Below are 19341 nucleotides of genomic sequence, written 5' to 3'. Positions count from 1 at the left end.
AGCCATCATGATAAAGAAAAAATTTCCGCAAACAGGTGTTGCGCTACCGATCGTCCTCATCTTTGTGGTGGTCATGCTGCTGATCGGCATCACCGCCATACGCAATGTCACGCTGGGTGAAAAGATGGCCGGCAATACGCGCAACCAGGAACTGGCTTTTCAGGCAGCGGAGCAGGCGTTGCGTTTCTGTGAAAACGCCATGCTCACCAATTCCGCCAGCAAGCCGACCATCCTGATGCCATCAACCACGACAAATTTGTGGGATGACGTGACGAACTGGCAAGGCTCCAACTCGATTGCCATTGCCGCCGCTTTGCCCGGAGTGAATACATCGCCGAGATGCATGGTGGAAGATGTAAAAGGCACACTCAGGCTGGATCCGACCCAGCTGAAGAAAGATGACGGAATCCAGGTGTACCGGATTACGGCACGCGGTACAGGGGCTAGCGACAATGCAGTCGTGCTCCTGCAAAGCTATTTAAAATTTTGATTGAGATAGGAAAAGTCTCCATGCCACGAACTATTTTTTCAGGCCATGCGACAGGCGGCCAGCTGCACAGATTCCAGGCGCGTTGCATCTGCATGCTGATGGCGCTGGCCTCGGGCCTGGCTTCAGCTGCGGTATCGCAGACACCGCTGTTCGTGGTGCAGCCTCCCAACCCTAATATCATGTACACGCTTGATAATTCGGGCAGCATGGTGTGGGGATCGGTGACCGGAACCGACGCCACGGCTGAATTTAATTCAGCAAAAACTCTGCGCGCGTATTATGCCAGCGCCTATAACGGCATCTATTACAATCCGGCGACAACATACACCCCGGGGGTGTTATATGACGGGACAAAGATGGCTACTTCCGTGGCCAGCGCCCGGATCGACCCGTATCCTACCGCAGGGGGAACGACCAGCACGCTTAACGTCGCTGCGCAGTGTTTTATCAAACCGGGTGTCGCGATCACATTGCCGCTCTACGATCCAGGTAATTTCAGTCCATACTTTACGCCGTCAAGCCAAGGGGCAACACCTAACTGCAATGCTGCGAGTAAGACATATACCCAGGCCATTGCACAATACGCTTTCTACTACACCTGGATTGGCAGCGGAACACCTGACGGCAGCAGTGGCCAGGACACTACTGCCAACTACACCAGAACGGATATCATTTCGTCGGTAGCGACTTATCCGAAAGCGTCAACACGGACTGACTGCGGTACCGGGACAACCTGCACATATGCCCAGGAAATACAGAATTTTGCTAACTGGTTTTCCTATGCCCGTACCCGGATCTTGATGACTAAGACGGCCCTGGGGCTGGCTTTTTCCGGCATCGATCCGGTGGTTTCCCCGGTCAATCCTCCTAAATTCCGGGTGGGCTTCAATACCATCAACTCGATTGGCTCAGACGGCTCTGTCGGCTACAACAACACTCACGTCACGGATGGTCCTGACTGGCTGACGATCCGCGATTTTGATTCGACCCAAAAGCAGTCGTTTTACGCCAAGTTGTATGCAATCAGTCCGAATCAAGGGACACCGCTGCGTACGCAGATGAACCGGATCGGAAAGCTTTACCAAGGCACTCTTAGCGGTTTCGACTATACGAATAACGATCCTTATCGGAATACCGCGACCGATTCAACTTTAGTCAGTTGCCGCGCCAGCTATCACATCATGTCGACCGACGGCTTCTGGAATGACAGTTCCGGCGACACCAATTTCCCGGCCTCGTCCGTTGGCACCTATCTTGCGGATATAACCAACTATTATTACACCAATGATTTGCGGACAACGCTTACCAACAACGTCAAACCGACCAATACCACCGATACCGCGACCTGGCAGCATATGACGACATTCACCATCGGCCTGGGAGCCAATGGATCACTCACGTATACCCCCAATTCGGTACCGACCTCCTGGCCTACTCCAGTGGCCAACACCAACACTACCATCGACGATCTGTGGCATGCGGCAGTCAACGGGCGCGGGAGTTATTTCAGCGCCCGCAATCCTACCGATCTTGAAAGCGGCCTGACCAGCGTGTTGAACAATATCTCCAAGCAGCCAGGCGCGGCCTCTGCCGTCTCGGTAAGCCTTGGAAAAGTGAGCAGCAGCAGCCTGATATACGTTCCAGGTTTTGAATCGGGCACATGGATCGGGCACCTGAAGGCATATAGCCTGAATGCCGACGGCACCACGGGAGCCCAGGCTTGGGGAGGGAAAGATGCGGCAGATTTGCTGCCGGTTCCAGCCAGCCGTAATATCGTGACCTGGAATCCGTCGGCAACGACGCCCGCCGCGGTAGCCTTTACCTGGGCCAATTTGACAAGCGCACAGCAGACGGCCTTGTCGGCATCGACGGTCCTGGACTACTTGCGAGGCGATGGCAGCAACGAGCAAACGGCCGGCGGGGCAGGTCCAGGGGTCTATCGTTACCGCGCCAATAAATTGGGCGATATCGTTAACTCGTCGCCGCTGTATGTCCAGTCTTCTGACTTTGGCTATTATTTTTCAAGTTTCGCCGGGGGCGGAGCAACCTATAACACCTTCGTAAGCGGCAAGTCGTCGCGTACGCCAATGTTGTATGTAGGCGCCAATGACGGCATGCTGCATGCATTCAATGCCAGTACCGGCGTCGAGACATTTGCTTACGTTCCGAATGCGATATACAGCAAGCTGAAGACGCTTAGCAGCCCCAGCAATTCGCATCAGTATTACGTCGATGGCCCCCTGTCTGAAGGAGATGCATATTTTGGGACGGGTTCCGCCGCGGCCTGGAAAACCTATGTGGTCGGCTCCACCGGCGCCGGCGCGCCTAGCGTGTTTGCCCTGGATGTCACCAGCCCGGGTTCCCTTGGCACAGCCAGTGTGAAATGGGAAAAAAGTTCTGCTGATACCGGTTTCGCCAATTTGGGCCTTGTGCTGGGCCAATCGACCATCGTCCGTTTGACCACTGGCCAATGGGGCGTGGTATTCGGCAACGGTTATGACAGCGCAACCGGCGTGGCTTCCCTTTTTGTCGTCAATTTGGCAGATGGCAGCGTAATCAAGGAGTTTGCCCTGGGCGGTACGGCGAACGGCTTGTCGGCGCCAGCCCTGGTTTTTAACGACAATCGCGAACTGATTGGCGCCTACGCCGGCGATCTTGCCGGAAACCTGTGGAGATTCAATCTGAGCGATACCTCTGCAGCGAACTGGACCAGCAGCACATTATTTACAGCGAAGGATGCAGCATCGCCAGCCGTGGTGCAGCCTATCGTGCAAAAACCCGTCGTAGCCGCGCATCCTTTAGGTGGGTACCTGGTTACGATCGGCACAGGCAAGTATCTGGCGGCGACCGATAAGGCGGTCACCCAGGTACAGAGCTTGTATGGCATCTGGGATAGTTCTACTTCGACCACGACTGCAGCCAAGGTCACGGGACGCTCGGCCTTGCAGGTGCAAACCTTGACGGACCAGCTTGATGCCAATGGCGTGCTCCTTGGCCGCACGCTGACAAATACAGCGGTTGACTGGAGCGCGAAGTTCGGCTGGTATGTCGATTTCCCGGCGAGCGGGGAGCGCGTAGTGGGCGATTTGCAGATTCTGGATAACATCGTCCTGCTGACAACGACTCTGGCGCCCGTCGGCGATATCTGCGTCAGCGGCGGCGTTTCGCAGACCTTGGCTTCCAATTACCTGACGGGCGGCGCATCGCCCAACACCAAGATATATAAAAACGGGATTTTGGCGGTATCTGTGAACGGCGCGCTTTTGAGCTCGGTAACCATGAAAGCCACCAATACCAACACATCTTCCGCGTCTCTCGGTAACGGCGACTGGGCCCAGAAAGGCAATCCGCTGGATGGCGGGACGCCTGACGAACTCAAGATTCACACGGGATATGGAGCGGTTCGTACCTGGCACCAGTTGCCAATCAAGCCGAATTAATTATTGCAGTTACTTGTCGTGGCCAAGGGAGTATTGATGACATACGGAAAATCTAGCAAGCGGCGTGGCTTCACCCTGATCGAACTGATGATTGTGGTTGCCGTCATTGCCGTGCTTGCTGCAATCGCCATTCCAAGCTACCGCCAGTATGTACAGCGAGGCGATCGCGCTGCTGCGATGGCGGCATTATTGCAGAATGCCAACTGGATGCAGCAGCAGTTCACGGTCAACAACAGCTATCCGATCGCAGGCGCAGCGTTGTATGTGCCTAAGTCGCCACTGAGCGGAACTACGAAGTACAACCTGAGCATCAGTGCCGGCGCCGGAACTACATATACGTTGTCGGCAATCCCGGCTGGGACCGCTGACAAGTGCGGTACTTTTACATTGGACAATACCGGCCTTCGGAATGTGACTGGTGCTACTGCTACGTCTGCGGATTGCTGGGCTGGACGATGAGTTGGCAAGCGAGATTTTAGAGAGGGATTTGAAAGGCCGTAAGGCGTCTGGCTGCTCAAGGCAATATCTCTGCGCCGATAATTTGTACCAATTAGAATTGGCGAGAAAACAAACAAAAACCCGCATCGGCACTGAGCTGAATGCGGGTTTTTTTATGTAACTAGAGGTCTTTTGGAGGCATTTTCGGATTAACGACTTACTTGTTGCCGGTGGCTTCTTCAATCACCTTGGCCACTGCATCCGCCCGGGAGACCATGAGTACGTGAGAAGCGCCTTTCACTTCGACGACATCCTTCGCGCTGGCGCGCTTGGCCATAAAGCGCAGAGCCTCGACAGGAATGTTCTTGCCGGCAGTGCCATACACAAAATAAGAGGGCAGCTGCTTCCAGGCAGTACCATTCGATGCCTCATTGAGTGCAGCGACAGTCACCGGACGCTGGCCAGCGGCAGGACGGCAGCAAACGATGCGGAAGCGGCAATGGAGATCAATAGTTTCTTGGCGGTCATGTTGGTTTCCTTATTGGGATAGGTCGACATTGCCTCAGGCCAGGGTGACACTCACTTCGATGTTGCCGCGAGTCATTTTCGAGTATGGGCAGATCTGATGTGCGGCGTCGATCAAGTCTTGTGCCGCATCGCCTGGCAGGCCGGGCAGATTTACCTTGAGGCGTGCCTGCAAGAGGAAGCCATCGTTTCCGGTGCCGAGGTCGACTTCGGCATCGACGGCGGTGCCGGCTGGCAGGGACAGATTCTTGTCCTTGGCGGCCCGCCCCATGGCGCCTATGAAGCAGGCCGACCAGCCGGCAGCGAACAGCTGCTCAGGGTTGGTACCCGCGCCGTGGCTGCCAGGAGGGGACAACTTGATGTCGAGACGGCCATCGTCGCTTTGCGCGGCGCCGTCGCGGCCGCCGGTGGTGTGCGTCTTACCGGTATAGAGAACTTTTTCGATCTTGTTCATGATGTTTCCTTTCAAGTGATTGAATGATGCAAAACTGCAATGACATGCTACGGATGAACGGGTGAATGCCAATGAGCGCCGGCACCTGCAGGCAGGATGCCATCCCGGTCATCGTCAGAAATGATCGACTTCGATCACGGCATCCGCGAATGCGCGTGGTGCTTCTTGCGGCAGGTTATGGCCGATGCCGCCGGTGACAAGCTCATGCTTATACTTGCCGGTGAAACGCTTGGCGTATGCGGCAGCCTCAGGATGAGGCGCGCCGTTGGCATCGCCTTCCATGGTGATGGCCGGCACCGCAATGGACGGGAACTTCGCCAACCGTGCTTCCAGTTCGTCGTATTTCGCTTCGCCATTTGCCAGGCCGAGGCGCCAGCGGTAGTTGTGGATGGTTACTGCTACATGGTCCGGATTTTCCAGGTTCGCGGCACTGCGGTCGAAAGTGGCATCGTCGAAGCGCCATTGCGGCGACGCTGTTTGCCAGATGAGCTTGGCGAAATCGTGGCGGTTCTTTTCGTAGCCGGCGCGACCTCGCTCAGTAGCGAAGTAAAACTGGTACCACCATTGCTGCTCGGCGTTCGGCGGCAAGACTTGCTTGCCGGCTTCCTGGCTGCCGATCAAATACCCGCTGACGGAAACCAGGCCCTTGACGCGTTGCGGCCACAGCGCAGCAACGATATCGGCGGTGCGAGCGCCCCAGTCGTAACCGGCGAGGACGGCCTTGTCTATCTTCAGCGCATCCATCAGCGCGACGACGTCGGAGGCAAGCGCCGCCGGCTGGCCGTTGCGCACTGCATGGGGGTCGAGGAAACGCGTGGTGCCGTAGCCGCGCAGGTGCGGCACGATCACACGGTAGCCGGCGTTGGTCAGCAGGGGCACGACGTCGATAAAGCTGTTGATGTCATACGGCCAGCCATGCAGCAGGATGACTACCGGGCCGTTGGCCGGGCCTTCGTCAACGTAGCCGACGTTGAGGTCGCCGGCGTTGATCTGCTTGATGGACTTGAAGCTGGCCAGTCCGTGGTTTGCCGTTGCAGTCACGTTCGCCACTGCGCTTGCGGATTGTGCTTTGGCTGTTCCTGGCAATGCAAACTGAGCGCCGGCAAGGGCGAACGCGACAGTGGCAAGGACGAGGCGGCGATGGTTGTTGATGTATTGGCGCATTTGCTTTCTCCAGTAACGGTGGGGTGGTTTTCAGGTTCCTGTTGCTATCGATACGGCGTGGTCAGCAGCAATAATTAATTATCGTCATAATTATTATTAAGATAAATGTATCCGAGTTCGCCGCAATTTTCAAGTACGATAATCATTACTTCGATAAATAATTTTTGGAAGATATTAAATGAGCAACAAATCCAACCCTAGCAAAGACATTGCCAGGCTCGGCGACTTCATGTGCTTTGCCGTCTATTCGACCAACCTCGCTTATTCGCGCGTCTATAAACCCGTGCTGGAAAAGCTCGGGCTCACTTACCCGCAATACGTCACCATCATTTGCCTGTGGGAAGAGGACAGCCAGACCGTCAAGGGGCTGAGCGAAAAGCTGTTCCTGGAACCGAGCACGATGACGCCCATGCTGAAACGGCTGGAAGCGATGGGCTATGTGCGCCGCGAGCGCGACAGCGAGGACGAGCGCAGCGTGCTCGTGTCGCTGACTGAAACGGGGAGGGAGCTGAGGGAAAAGGCCGTCGCCTTCCGCGAGGTGACGGCCAAGGCATCCGGCCTGGCGCCCGAGGAATTCCGCGTGCTGCAAAAAGCCATCGTCAACCTGCGTACCAATTTGATGAATGCCTCCAGCCAGAACTCCACCTAAGGTATGGCAAGCACGGACCCTCATTCTTTCTCTGGAGATGTTTCTCGGTGTGCTTGCTCGTACTCCGACCAACCGAAGCTCGGCGGCCCACTGTCCAAGCGTTGCGATTGCTCCTGAAGCATCATGTCCCTGCTGTCGCGGCATTGACATTCTGCGAAATGCGGCGGGTATGAATGTGAAAAAATTGGATGTAAATGGGCGCTGCAGGAGCTTAGCAAACAAAAAAACCGCATCAGCGATAGGTGGAGTTGAATAATGCATTGAAAGGCTTATGGATAAAGGGATCTCCATTAACGGTGTCTCAATATGGATGCACTTATGGATGCAAAAATAATCCCTGTATTTGTTTTGTGTTGTACATGCTCAGATCTTAAAAATTAGATTTTTCAAGTCGCTCTATTTTCTATGATAAATTTCTATTAAACATGGTCGGGTAATAGGTCATGCCATGAAACTACGGTGGCTTGCGCGCGTGCCCATCAAAATTACTGTCTGTTTGCGTTCGAAACCAACCACGCGCTCGTTACTAAAGTAGTCGCGATCAGCCAATATTAGTCAATCACGCATCTCGCTTATTCGATATTGCTCCGGCACTTCATCTATTGCGGCATTAGCGCAGTTCATAGGTTACGTTGGTCCAAGCCAATCACACCCTTCGTCTATCAAACTGAAAGAGATATAGCTAATGACTCCCGCTAAAATGCCTACCGAACACGCATTGATCCGAACCACTGTCCGTCTCCGTGCCGGTCTCAGCGGTGAGCATCCGACTTCCGTGGGAACTGGGTTCTTCTATAAAGTCGTCCATCCTGTGGATGGTTATGCCAAGATCCTAATCGTTACAAACAAGCACGTCGTGCGTGGAGCCGAAGTGATTCACTTCGTTTTATCTTCCGCTGTGTCCGCCGCCAATCTGAATGAACAGCATCAACCAGTGGGCCGAAAGGATCAGGAAATTACGTGGCCCCTTGCCGGAAACCTTTTCCTTCACTCAGATGCAGAGATCGACCTTTGCGGGATTGATGTAACTATTCCCTTAGGTGAAGTTATGGGAGCAGGTAATCAATTGCGATCAATGTGTCTTGATGCACATTGGCTACCTGAAGCCATAGATAAGAAGAACATGCGTGATGTAGAACAAGTTTTAGTTGTTGGCTATCCGCGAGGATTGTGGGACAACCACAACAACATGCCTATCGCCCGCTTTGGTACCACGGCTACTCATCCTCTAGCTCACTATCAGAACAAGAAGGATTTTTTGGTAGATGTGGCAGCTTTCCAAGGCTCCAGTGGCTCACCTGTCTTTTCCTATGAAGCGCCGATGTTCCGACAAGCGGACGGCACATACGCGCCCGGCACAAAAGCGCAATTCATTGGTGTCGTTTGGGGTGTAATTGAGTCGAGCGTAGAGGGCGAACTCAAAGTTGTAGAAATTCCCTCCGTTCAGAAGAGTGTTCCAATCATCACTACATCTTTGAACCTAGCAATTGCGCTGCATTCGGAGACCATTCGAGACCTTGACGAACAGATATTTCCAGGAAGTACCGGCGTTCTACATACATGAGAGAACGCTGATTAGCAGCGAAACTGGTACGGATACGCCACTAAAGGCATAAGGCGGAAAGGCTAGCCGTTCTGGCGTGTGTATGTAAGGATAAGCATATCAAATAACATATCTCATCCCCCTTGGTTACTTGAAGTTAACCAAGCAACCAAGCATTTTTTAAAATGACAGATCAAGAAAAAAATGCCCCTCTAACAACAAGAGGTAAATCAATTTTGTATACGCGACAAACTTCGTTGCGCGAATAGCTAACCTTCCCAAGGCAAAGTTAGCATAATTAGTACCCAGGTTTCAACTGTTTTCTAATTAGTAGCTTTTCTAAGTCAAGGTCTTTGCGCCAATCGGAAAACGACAGGTGCTGCTGGCAGTAATTTATAACGTACTGGACTTCATTCGTCTTCAATTTCTTATTCATTGCTCTGTCAGCATAGTCCAGTACGATGGATTCTTTAGCTGCATGGGTCAAATGAGGGCAACTGAGCGCATCAAAGAAGAGAAGAGTCATTTCGGCATCGCATCGGATATCTTTAGAAGCATTCTGAAATCTGGCTACCACCTCGGTTTCTAGCTCATGTCTAAATGGCTCATGCGTTGACGAGCCGCCGATATAGTGCAAAAGAACGATAAAGTCGAAGTAGTTGTAATGTGAGCATGTCACAAGTGCGTCTGCTCCGATTGAAAAATCCCGAGTAAGGCGTTTTAGCTGATCGGATGTTAGCAATTCGCCGGGTGCTATCGCCTTCATCGCGATCAACAAATTGAGTACTTCGATTCCACCTGATTCATCTGCGGCCAAAAATTGGAGCACTGTATTTGCGCCCTTTAGAAGTTTGGCTCTTACAACACTTTGAAGCTCTTTATCGATCTCGGCGAGTTTCGACACAATTAGCATAAATTGTGAGACCAAGTAAGTTGTTCGAACTCTGAAATCCATTGAGTAGAGAAAGAAAACTACTTCAATCCCGATACTAAGAATGTGCTCCAGCAACTCCAAATCAGCTGGACGTACATCATTTTTGCGTGATGCTTTTTCAAGGCGAAACACGGATTTAGTGATAGCGCCGAGCGCGTAGCCGGTAACAACATCAAACGATGTTCCGCCTCTCTTTACTGCAATCTTTATATCTCTAATTACATTCGTTGATAGTTTGTAAGGAGTGCGAAGCATCCTATTTTCTCTGAGAGCATTTCCACACTCTTCATCTTCTTTAAAAAGCTTTTTCGCTTCGTCGAACCATTGAAGTATTGTTGTACTTAAGACGTTTTGAACATCGGTTTTTGCGATGGTCTGGGTGGTTGCAAAAGGCACGGTATATTCATGAGTTTTCGACTCATTTATATATAATTTATATTCTTGAAGTTCTGCTTGAATAACATCGAAAATTTGTGAAGCTGTGTCTTTGTTTCTGGAAAAAACAAAGTAATCGTCCAAATAACGGCGAACTGAAAAATCTTGATCAGTAATCTTCAAAACCAATTTGATCTGTTCAGATACGCTAAGATCAATTTGCTGGAGGATAATTTCCGCAAAAATACGTGAAGCCTCAGGGCCGATAACAATGCCATTAGTTTCGGCATAATTCGAGACCGACATTAGTCTATCGAATTGTTGATCAAAGGAGTAGCCTCGGTTCTCTTTCAACTTCGCGAATGCTTTCCCTTTGACGGCCCAAGAAATCGAATGAGTATAAATACTTGCAAAGCAGCGCTTCACATCGAACTTCAATAGATGGGGAAACCTTTGCTCCAAACTTAAAAATTCATTTGAATCGATAAATTTGTAGAGTTGATTGTATTTTGCGTAGTAAAAAAAGGAGCCAGCATGTTTGCTGTCGACGCCAAAATCGTCAGGTTCTTCGTCGACCACGTGAGACTTGAGCGCATGATGATCTGCTTCAAATTCCTTTTCAAAATAGTGAGACGCAACTCGTGAAGGAAAACGAAGACTATATTCGCTCTTACAGCATAAAGAGAGTATCAGTGACTCAAAGTTGCGATAGAAATCTGGAAACTCCATTTGCCAAGCTGGATGAATTACCGAAAGCTGCCGGAGTTTTGCTGGCCCTTGCCGTATTTTGTAGTCAAAGGCTACAGTGTATTCATACGAATCTTTGAAGATTCTTGAAATTAATGGAGGGCATGCAGATAGATCATTTTTCGAGAAGTGATAGAGCCGTTCATTCGAAAAGAAAATGGGGACTTCATATGGCAGCGTTTCCGTAAGGAGGACTCTTTCATAGTCTGCTTTTTTGACGGTTATTTTTTTACTCATATCACCCAACATTTTCGAATTCCGCCCAAAAGAACTGGAGCAATACGACGAGAACGTTTGCAGTTGTAACCGGAAACGAAGGAAAAGTGTGCCAATTCTCGACGTTGGTCCGGTGTCAGGCAAGCGGATAATTTTGCGCCATAGGCCCCTGAGTTCGAAAAAATCTGCGCTCTTAAAAAATGGTCTAAATCAGTTAAACATTCCAAGTTATTGAATAAAGGATAGCTGAAATAGATTCCTGATTTTAATTTCCCATGGTTTGACGGGCCATAGATTCTGTGGTTCTCCGTTAAAAATTGCAGTCTTAATCGAAGCAAAGAGAAATCATTTTTCTTAACGTGGTCCAGTATTGCCTTGACGATTCTTGTCTTAGTGCGAGCGATCTTATTTTCCGACATTTGAACCCCAACGCTCAGAGGATCTTTCCCTTTCGGTATGTTCTCAAAACTAAGAGCATAGCCAAGGTAATCAAGATGAAAATCTGGCTTTTTCGATGCGCACTTACATTGTTTGATGCACGGGCAAGATGCATTTTTATGAATACAAATTTTTGAACAATTACAGCCGACATAAAATGGTTTGCACTTCGCTTCGTTTAATTGCATACCTTCTGGCAAGATGGACGCAACGTGATTCATTATTTTGTCAGACTCATCGGTGGAAAAAACAATGATGTCATCAACGTATCTTGCGTAGTAATACACTCCAGGGAATCGACGAACGGCTTCATCAATTGGACGGAAAGAGAGTTCAGCCAATGTGGCACTTAGACCGATCCCTCTCGGGACGCCTGATGAAAAATACTCAGATACTCGTTTCGAGAATTGATATAAAAGTTTGACGGATTTTTGAGATAGCAGGCCATCTTGATCAATTTTTTTAAGAATGGCCTCTCTATTTATCGATTCGTAAAATGCCGTTATATCGAGCTTCACTACGTGTTTTTGTACCGCTTCAGTTAAAAGTACCTGGGTCTGACGAACGACTGAATTTCTATCCGCTTGTTTTAGTTTATATACACGTCGGATGTTTTCATTAAGCTTTCGTAGAACAAGTTCGTCTCCTAATTTCGTTGATCGCAGAATAGAAAATTTCCCAATTTCAGTTTTTCTAAATTTCGAAAAATCAAAAGTACCTTCAGATATTTTCTTTTCTAACATAGAAAGATAGTGATGGCGGAGGTGTGTCTCCTTTAGTACGTTATATCGGTGGCAGTCTTCCCGATGTATAAACGTATCAAGGATTTTCTTCGAAAAATCGGATGTAAGCATGTAGGCGCTCGTATTGGCGTTGTACTGAAAAAAGCAGATTGAGAATGCTTAGCTCGTCGTTCTGAATATTGCACAATGGAATTCCAGATTTATACCACGAATTGTCGATGCCGAAAATTTTGACAACATTGATTTCAGATTCCGAGTTCAGTGAAAATATCCTCTGCAAACTTAGCTCAAAGAGAACACATATACACGGTCGATTATTTTTGCAATCAATTGCAAACAAGCTGAAATATCGCAAACAATCGCAACGGCATTGAAGATTCCGACTTTAATAGACTTAGGTGAGGTCTAAAGCCGTACGGAAGGCCGCAGGTGCTTCGCCCCATATTACTGTTGGATTCCACCATGACGGCGGGCTGGCATCCCGCAATGCATCTCGAAATTTTGTTCGTTCTCGCCGGTTTTCTATCATGGATAGCGCTGCTTGAGCTCCGCGAAGTTTGCAAGAGTCAACGAACCATTGCCATTGATGATCGTTTCTTACGCCTCCCGCATTGGTAAAACTGATGACCGTATAGGCCGTAAATGGATTTGGCATTGAAAGGAAATTTGCGACTGTTCCTGCGGATTTGAGTCTTAGTTCGAATTGAGTCGAGGAGGCTTTTATTCGTGGCACGGTCGAACTGTTCCTTGATGCTTCAATGCTACGCGTTAACTCTCCAATTTGACGACTTTCCCGTTCCAAGCGCTTGTCGTATATAAGAAGGTATTGGTCGCTGTTCGGTTTTCCAATTTCCATTGAATTGAGGCGTCCAGTTCTATCGTATTGCGCATGCGGAGCAAAGTATCTTCCGGATATCGGTTTACGTAGAGTGGTGAAAACTAGAAGTGAGTCGACGTGTATTCGATGTAAGCGGAAAGATAGATCTATTCGAGTAATGTTTGCATTAAGGATCAAATTTTCTGAATAAGATGGGACAGACTTTTTTAAAAAATCAATTATGCTCGCTATCGGATTAGAGTAAGTCCGTAGTGCTTTCGCTGGATTCCACTCCAAACGCATGAAGCGACTTCCAGATGCGTGAGGTGCGACTTGAATTGTACAAAAACACTCTTCGTCAAATGGAAGATAGAAGGCATGCCGATAACTCTTCAGTAATCCGCTATATCGATTATCTTCTGCATGTATTGTTCTATCATTTGCAAGTTCAATCAGGTTCTGTGTGACTTGCGCTTGCTCCGCCGGTTCAATTAACAATGTCATGCTCAATCGATCAACAAACAGATGTCTACGCATAGCTTAACTTTACTATTCTTGTACGTCTGACCTTCTAATAGACCGGGTACCTAAAGAGGCACCTGTCCACGCAATTGCAATCAATTTCAAATAGCCAGCGATCATGAATTAATCGCTTTGCCAGGAACCTTGGATCGCGATGCTATCCAGTCGTCAATCTCTGTTGAGATCCATCCAACCGCCCGCGCCCCAAGAGATACATGGCTCGGAAAATTACCTAGCTTGATTGCGTTGTAGATGCTTGACCGACTGAGTCCAGTTCGTGCCTTTACTTCTGGTAGTCGAAGAATAGATTGCTGCGCCATGTTATTAACCTTTCGTGGTTTTTACCGTTGTTCAATAAACGGTATGGGACGAAGGTTAGGCGAATTGTGGAATGGAGGAAATCGGGTAGCAATGCAAAGCATGCGGCTTGCGATGTAGAGTACATGGTTTGCGTAGCAAACCAGTTATGGATTAATTTTTCGTTTGCGCCAATGAGGAACTGGTAGATTCAGCGCGTCGATCATTACCGTGATCGTTCCGATGTCCTTTAGTCCGAAATCGTCGCTCTTTTCTGAGATATCTCGCGCGAGTGCTGCCTTGCTTCTATATATGGGTTTGCCGTCTCTGTCCGTTCGTGCAGAATTTTCCCGGCAAAATTTCTCAAGCTCATCACGCTGTTTAATTTTTTCGGGAGTGTTATGACCTGCCAAGGCGGCCTTTCGAGCTTGAGTGCTTTTGATGAGCTTTTCGATATTGGCGGCCTCCTTCTCAGACTGACTCTTTTGTTTACGGCGCTCTATGCTAATCAATGTCAATAGAGTCAAAGCATTTGCGATTGGCTCCTCGCTGAGGGTTTGTTGAAGCTCTTCTATGCTTGATCCCGTAGAATGAATTTTTTCGGAAATTTTAATTGCCTCACCTATCGCCGCCTTAATGTTTTTGACAAACAATACAGCGTCTTTTGAGAAATCCTCATTTGGGAACGCAGCCGCGAATGCAAAGATGGTTGGCATTTGGCTCATAGCCATGGGGAAGGAGTCCGCTATTCCTTGGGGCTCTGCCGGTAAATCGCTATTTAGAATAGATATTTGACGCGCCTCGTTATTCTTGGATTCAGACATCCTTGCTCCTTGCAGCATCAAATGGAAAAGCTATGTCAACGAGATAATACAAAATTCATCTTATCTATGCTGACCTACCGAACTTGCCAACGATGACTTTACCACTTGCCTGTTCATCCAGATAATCCGCATAACGTTGCATCATTATCTTGCGCTCATCAAGGAACATAGCGCGGTCGTATGCCTCGCCATAGGTATCGCCAGACGCGTGGGACAGTTGGCGATCTACGACCTCATGGCGGTAGTTTAGGCGCTCTTTAATGACACCCATCGCTAGCGAGCGGAACCCGTGACCTGTCATCTTGCCGCTATACCCCATGCGTTTTACTGCCGCTAATATGCCGTAATTGGTCGCAGGCTGGCTTGGATCACGCAGGTTGGGGAAAAGGTATTTATTGTTGCCAGTGTGTTCCTGAAGCTCTCTAAGTAGTTCCCAGCCCTGGCTCGGCAAAAATACGTGGTGGTCGACTTTGCGCGGGTTCAATTTCTTCTTGCCCATTTTCATGCGTTGCCAAGGAATTACCCAATCCTCATTCTCGATGTCGATCTCAGACCATTCCGTCGTTGTTAATTCGCTGGTCCTCACAAACGTGAGCATCATCAGTCGAAACATGACTCTTGTTGGAGCATACATGCGGCCCTCGATCTTTGCGAAGGCTCGAAGGAAATCAGGCAGTTCGTCCGGTGTGATGGCTGCGTGATGTCCCTTGGACGTTTGCTTGAGTGCGCCGCGTAGGCTGGGTATCGGGTCGATCTCGGCTTTGCCGCAGGCAATCGCATAGCGGAAGATCTGGCCGCAAACTTGCCCTTGTCGTTTCGCCATCTCATCGGCACCGCGTTTCTCGATCTGACGTAGCACGTCCAGCATGACGGGAGCTCTGATATCTGTAATAGGTTGTTTGCCTATCAATGGGAAAACGTCTTTTTCGAGCCGGACCAAAATATTCTTCGCTGTACCTGGCTGCCAGGTGTCGAGCTTGTGTGCGTGCCATTCGCGAGCCACGGCCTCAAAGGTGTTGGCGTTTGCCGTTATTTGGTTTTGTTTTTCTATTCGCTTGGCTTGGGCGGGGTCATTACCCGCTGCCCTAAGCTTTTTTGCGTCCATGCGCTTATTGCGAGCATCCAAAAGAGAGACTACTGGGTAAGCGCCGAATGTAAGACGGGTGTTTTTACCATTCGGCTGGCGGTAGCTCATGCGCCATATCTTTGATCCGGTCGGCATGACCTCAAGATACATGCCGCCGCCATCAGCCAGCGTATAGGGTTTTTCTTTTGGCTTTGCGTTTTTTACCTGTATATCCGTGAGCGGGGTAGCTAATTTAGGCATTTTGCATCCATGCTGTTCAGGGGTTTGAATCCATGGATGCAAGTATGGGTGCAAATAGTCTGGATGTATATGGACGTTAAAACCGCTTAAAACACAAAAAACCCGCATCAGCACTAGGCTAGAGGCGGGTTTTTGTACGTTACTGGACTTCTTGAAACGTGTTCGTGGTGGTGATAGGTGGACTTGAACCACCGACCCCAGCATTATGAGTGCTGTGCTCTAACCAACTGAGCTATATCACCAATGAAGCCCTAAATTATGAAGCATTTCTCCAAATGCTGTCAAGAAAAACAGGTCCGGGATGCTTCCCAAGGGTAATTTCGTGGCGTTATCGCTGCTTGAGGGCTGCTGTTACCGTCTCCAGCACCGTATCGGCAACACGGTCGCCGATGCAGTCAATCACGATCCGTTCCGGCATGGAACGCAGCCAGGTGAGCTGGCGCTTGGCCAGTTGGCGGGTGGCGGCGATGCCTTTTTCGCGCAGTTCCTGGTAGCCGTACTGGCCGTCCAGGTATTCCCAGGTCTGGCGATAGCCGACGCAGCGCATGGACGGCAGGCCGAGATGCAGGTCGCCGCGGGCGCGCAGGGTTTCGACTTCGCCGATCAGGCCGCCGCTTTGCGGGTCCAGCATCAGGTCGAAACGCCGGGCGATCCGTTCGTGCAGCACGCTGCGGTCCGACGGCTCCAGGGCGATCGGCAGGATATCGAAGGGCAGCTCCGGCACCGGCCGGTCGATCAGTAGCGAGGACATGGTCTGGCCGCTGAGTTCGATGATTTCAAGGGCGCGCTGGATGCGCTGGCTGTCGTTGGGTTTCAGGCGGGCGGCGGTGGCCGGGTCGAGCTGGGCCAGCCGGGCGTGCATGCCGGGCACGCCGATCAAGGCCGCTTCGGCGTCCAGCCTGGCGCGCAGGGCTGGGTCGGCTTGCGGCAAGTCGTCGAGGCCGTCGCGCAGGGCCTTGAAATACAGCATGGTGCCGCCGACCATCAGCACCAGCTTGCCGCGCGCGTGGATTTCAGCGGACAGGCGCAGCGCGTCGTCGCGGAATTGCATGGCCGAGTAGGATTGCGTCGGCTCCATGATGTCGATCAGGTGGTGCGGCGCCGCGGCAAGCTCGTCGCGGCTGGGCTTGGCGGTGCCGATATCCATGCCGCGATACACCAGGGCCGAATCGACCGAAATGATTTCAGACGGAATGTGTCTCGCGATTTCCAGCGCGGCGGCGGTCTTGCCCGAGGCGGTGGGCCCCATGATGGCGATCACCAGCGGCTTCGCCGTGGTTGGTGCTGGCTGTGATGGCATACCGCTTACTGGCCGCGCAAGAATAGTTTGTCCAGGTCGGACAGCGCCAGCTGGCTCCAGGTGGGGCGGCCGTGGTTGCACTGGTCGGCGCGTTCGGTGGCTTCCATTTGCCGCAGCAAGGCGTTCATTTCCGGCGCTGTCAGGCTGCGGTTGGCGCGCACCGCGGTGTGGCAGGCCAGGGTGCCGAGCAGCTCATTGCGGCGTTCGACCAGGACCCGCGAGCCGCCGAATTCGCGGACGTCGCGCAGCACATCGCGCGCCAGCGTCTGGGCGTCCGCGTTTTTCAGCAGGGCCGGGACCGAGCGCACGGCCAGCGTGGTGGGTGAAATCGCGGCAATGTCAAACCCTAGCGCATGCAGGGTTTCCTGGTTTTCTTCGGCGGTGCCGACTTCAACCGCGTCGGCAAAGAAGGTGACCGGGATCAGCAGCGGCTGGACTTGCATCGCATCTTCATCCAGCGCGCCTTTCAGCTGCTCGTACAGGATGCGTTCATGCGCTGCGTGCATGTCGACCAGCACCAGGCCCTTGGTGTTTTGCGCAAGGATATAGATGCCATGCAGCTGGGCCAGCGCGAAACCGAGCGGGAAGTCGTCGCTGGGCAGCGTCTGGCTGGCAAGCTGCGGTGCTGCCGGATAGGTTGCAGCGCCGCCGGTGGCAGGGTCATTGCCGGTAAACAGCGCGCCGTAATTGGCCATGGTTTGCGCCACGCCATTGGCGGCCGGCGCAAATTGCGGTCCGAATGAAGTCTGCTGCTGCGGCACTTGCGCGTTGGGTTGCAGGATCGCCTGCAGATGTTCTTGCGAGCCGCGGATCCACGGCATCGCGCCGCTGGGCGACGGCAGCGGCGCCGGCGTCGCGCCGAACGAGGTGGCCGAGGTTTGCGCCAGCGCACGGCTGACTGCATGGAATACAAACTGGTGGACGGAGCGGCTGTCGCGGAAGCGCACTTCGATTTTCGATGGATGCACGTTGACGTCGACCAGCGCCGGGTCGAGATCCAGTCCCAGCACATACGACGGATAGCGGTCGCCATGCAGCACGTCCTGGTAGGCGGCGCGCACGGCGTGCACCAGCAGCTTGTCGCGCACGAAACGGCCGTTGACGTAGAAATACTGGGCGTCGGCGCGCGCCTTGGAGGCGGTCGGCAAGCCGACAAAGCCGTGCAGGCGCAACGGTCCGGCGCCTTCATCGAGCGCCAGGCGGGCGTTGGCGAATTCGTTGCCGAGGATGCTGGCGCTGCGTTTGGCGATTTCGGTGATGTTCCAGTGGTCGACGGTCTTGCCGTTATGCGTTAGCGAAAACGATACATCCGGCCGCGCCAGCGCGATGCGCCGCACTACTTCGGCGCAATGGCCGAATTCGGTCTGCTCCGATTTGAGGAACTTGCGCCTGGCCGGAGTATTGAAATACAGGTCCTGGACGTCGACCGTGGTGCCTTGGGCGCCGGACGACGGCGTCACGGCCAGCGTGCTGCCGTCGATTTCCGAGGCGTGGCCGGCATCGGCGGTGCGCGAGGCCAGGGTCAGCTGCGATACCGAGGCGATCGACGCCAGCGCTTCGCCGCGGAATCCCAGCGTGGCGACATTTTCCAGGTCGTGCAGCGAGCTGATTTTTGAAGTGGCATGGCGCGCCAGCGCCAGCGGCAATTGTTCCGGCGCAATGCCGCGGCCGTTGTCGGTGATGGCGATGCGCTTGACGCCGCCTTGCTCCAGCCGCACCGTGATTTGGGTAGCGCCTGCGTCCAGCGCGTTTTCCAGCAATTCCTTGACCACGGCGGACGGCCGTTCGACTACCTCGCCTGCCGCAATTTGCGAAATCAGGTTGTCGGGCAGCTGCTGGATGGCGCGGATAGGGGAGAGCGGTGGATTCATGCCGCGATTATACCGAAGCCGGAGCCAGCGGTTGTTTGCGCGCACCGACGCAGGCAATGGCCAAATCTAAGTTTGCGCTGTCTTTGGTAGTGTATTATTCCGGCGCTACCTGAGGAAACACGCAGCAGGCTTCCTGGCGGTGCTGTTGTCGGACAGGTGAACTTTATTCAACAAAGGAAAGTCAGTGTGCATAAGGCTTTTCAATCATAAAGCGGTTAACTGAGGAA

The 19341-nt window shown here is 51.9% G+C and carries 16 protein-coding genes and 1 tRNA gene; 5 read left to right on the top strand and 12 right to left on the bottom strand.

Annotated features, from left to right (window positions below):
* The first annotated feature begins 7 nt into the window (after positions 1-7).
* From AC07RZ_RS15800 to AC07RZ_RS15790, 3 genes are read left to right on the top strand one after another with little or no spacing between them, the layout of a single operon-like run.
* Entirely contained in the window at positions 8-490 is a 483-nt protein-coding gene (locus AC07RZ_RS15800) for a pilus assembly PilX family protein (protein ID WP_494668627.1), read from the top strand.
* Positions 491-510: 20 nt separating this feature from the next.
* On the top strand, positions 511-3930 hold the full coding sequence (locus AC07RZ_RS15795; RefSeq protein WP_494668626.1) for a pilus assembly protein: 3420 nt from the start codon (positions 511-513) through the stop codon (positions 3928-3930).
* Between the two features lie 36 nt (positions 3931-3966).
* Positions 3967-4389: a type IV pilin protein gene (locus tag AC07RZ_RS15790; RefSeq protein WP_342829115.1), complete on the top strand. Its 423-nt coding sequence runs from the start codon at positions 3967-3969 to the stop codon at positions 4387-4389.
* Positions 4390-4585: 196 nt separating this feature from the next.
* Here the strand turns inward: AC07RZ_RS15790 and AC07RZ_RS15785 are convergent, their stop codons facing one another.
* The 3 genes from AC07RZ_RS15785 to AC07RZ_RS15775 all read right to left on the bottom strand — a co-directional run bounded on the left by AC07RZ_RS15785 (position 4586) and on the right by AC07RZ_RS15775 (position 6511).
* Positions 4586-4819: an alpha/beta fold hydrolase gene (locus tag AC07RZ_RS15785; protein ID WP_494668625.1), complete on the bottom strand. Its 234-nt coding sequence runs from the start codon at positions 4817-4819 to the stop codon at positions 4586-4588.
* A gap of 111 nt (positions 4820-4930) precedes the next feature.
* Positions 4931-5347, bottom strand: a complete 417-nt coding sequence (locus AC07RZ_RS15780; RefSeq protein ID WP_494668624.1) for an organic hydroperoxide resistance protein — start codon at positions 5345-5347, stop codon at positions 4931-4933.
* Between the two features lie 114 nt (positions 5348-5461).
* Positions 5462-6511, bottom strand: a complete 1050-nt coding sequence (locus AC07RZ_RS15775; protein WP_144738964.1) for an alpha/beta fold hydrolase — start codon at positions 6509-6511, stop codon at positions 5462-5464.
* Between the two features lie 178 nt (positions 6512-6689).
* Between AC07RZ_RS15775 and AC07RZ_RS15770 the strand changes: the two genes are divergently transcribed.
* Positions 6690-7160 carry a MarR family winged helix-turn-helix transcriptional regulator gene (locus AC07RZ_RS15770; protein ID WP_494668623.1) on the top strand — a complete coding sequence of 157 codons (471 nt, stop codon included), beginning with the start codon at positions 6690-6692 and terminating at the stop codon, positions 7158-7160.
* A gap of 685 nt (positions 7161-7845) precedes the next feature.
* Complete coding sequence (locus AC07RZ_RS15765) at positions 7846-8724, top strand: S1 family peptidase (RefSeq protein ID WP_494668622.1); 879 nt, start codon at positions 7846-7848, stop codon at positions 8722-8724.
* Between the two features lie 277 nt (positions 8725-9001).
* Here the strand turns inward: AC07RZ_RS15765 and drt3b are convergent, their stop codons facing one another.
* The 9 genes from drt3b to mutL all read right to left on the bottom strand — a co-directional run bounded on the left by drt3b (position 9002) and on the right by mutL (position 19114).
* The gene (gene drt3b, locus AC07RZ_RS15760) at positions 9002-11008 is read right to left on the bottom strand and encodes an antiviral reverse transcriptase Drt3b (protein ID WP_494668621.1); all 2007 of its coding nucleotides are present in this window, start codon (positions 11006-11008) and stop codon (positions 9002-9004) included.
* Entirely contained in the window at positions 10993-12267 is a 1275-nt protein-coding gene (gene drt3a, locus AC07RZ_RS15755; protein ID WP_494668620.1) for an antiviral reverse transcriptase Drt3a, read from the bottom strand. The genes drt3b and drt3a overlap by 16 nt, the downstream gene beginning before the upstream one ends.
* A gap of 283 nt (positions 12268-12550) precedes the next feature.
* Entirely contained in the window at positions 12551-13477 is a 927-nt protein-coding gene (locus tag AC07RZ_RS15750) for a hypothetical protein (protein ID WP_494668619.1), read from the bottom strand.
* A 134-nt stretch (positions 13478-13611) separates the two neighbouring features.
* The gene (locus tag AC07RZ_RS15745; protein ID WP_494668618.1) at positions 13612-13815 is read right to left on the bottom strand and encodes a helix-turn-helix transcriptional regulator; all 204 of its coding nucleotides are present in this window, start codon (positions 13813-13815) and stop codon (positions 13612-13614) included.
* 144 nt (positions 13816-13959) lie between these two features.
* The gene (locus AC07RZ_RS15740; RefSeq protein WP_494668617.1) at positions 13960-14616 is read right to left on the bottom strand and encodes a hypothetical protein; all 657 of its coding nucleotides are present in this window, start codon (positions 14614-14616) and stop codon (positions 13960-13962) included.
* 64 nt (positions 14617-14680) lie between these two features.
* Positions 14681-15943 carry a tyrosine-type recombinase/integrase gene (locus AC07RZ_RS15735; protein ID WP_494668616.1) on the bottom strand — a complete coding sequence of 421 codons (1263 nt, stop codon included), beginning with the start codon at positions 15941-15943 and terminating at the stop codon, positions 14681-14683.
* 165 nt (positions 15944-16108) lie between these two features.
* Positions 16109-16185 (bottom strand) — tRNA-Met (locus tag AC07RZ_RS15730).
* A gap of 86 nt (positions 16186-16271) precedes the next feature.
* Positions 16272-17243: a tRNA (adenosine(37)-N6)-dimethylallyltransferase MiaA gene (gene miaA, locus AC07RZ_RS15725; protein WP_494668615.1), complete on the bottom strand. Its 972-nt coding sequence runs from the start codon at positions 17241-17243 to the stop codon at positions 16272-16274.
* A gap of 5 nt (positions 17244-17248) precedes the next feature.
* Positions 17249-19114: a DNA mismatch repair endonuclease MutL gene (mutL, locus tag AC07RZ_RS15720; protein ID WP_494668614.1), complete on the bottom strand. Its 1866-nt coding sequence runs from the start codon at positions 19112-19114 to the stop codon at positions 17249-17251.
* Positions 19115-19341: the final 227 nt, after the last annotated feature.

This window comes from Collimonas sp. GW821-FHT07E08 (genome assembly GCF_059418905.1).
This window is presented reverse-complemented; position numbering and strand designations above follow the sequence as displayed.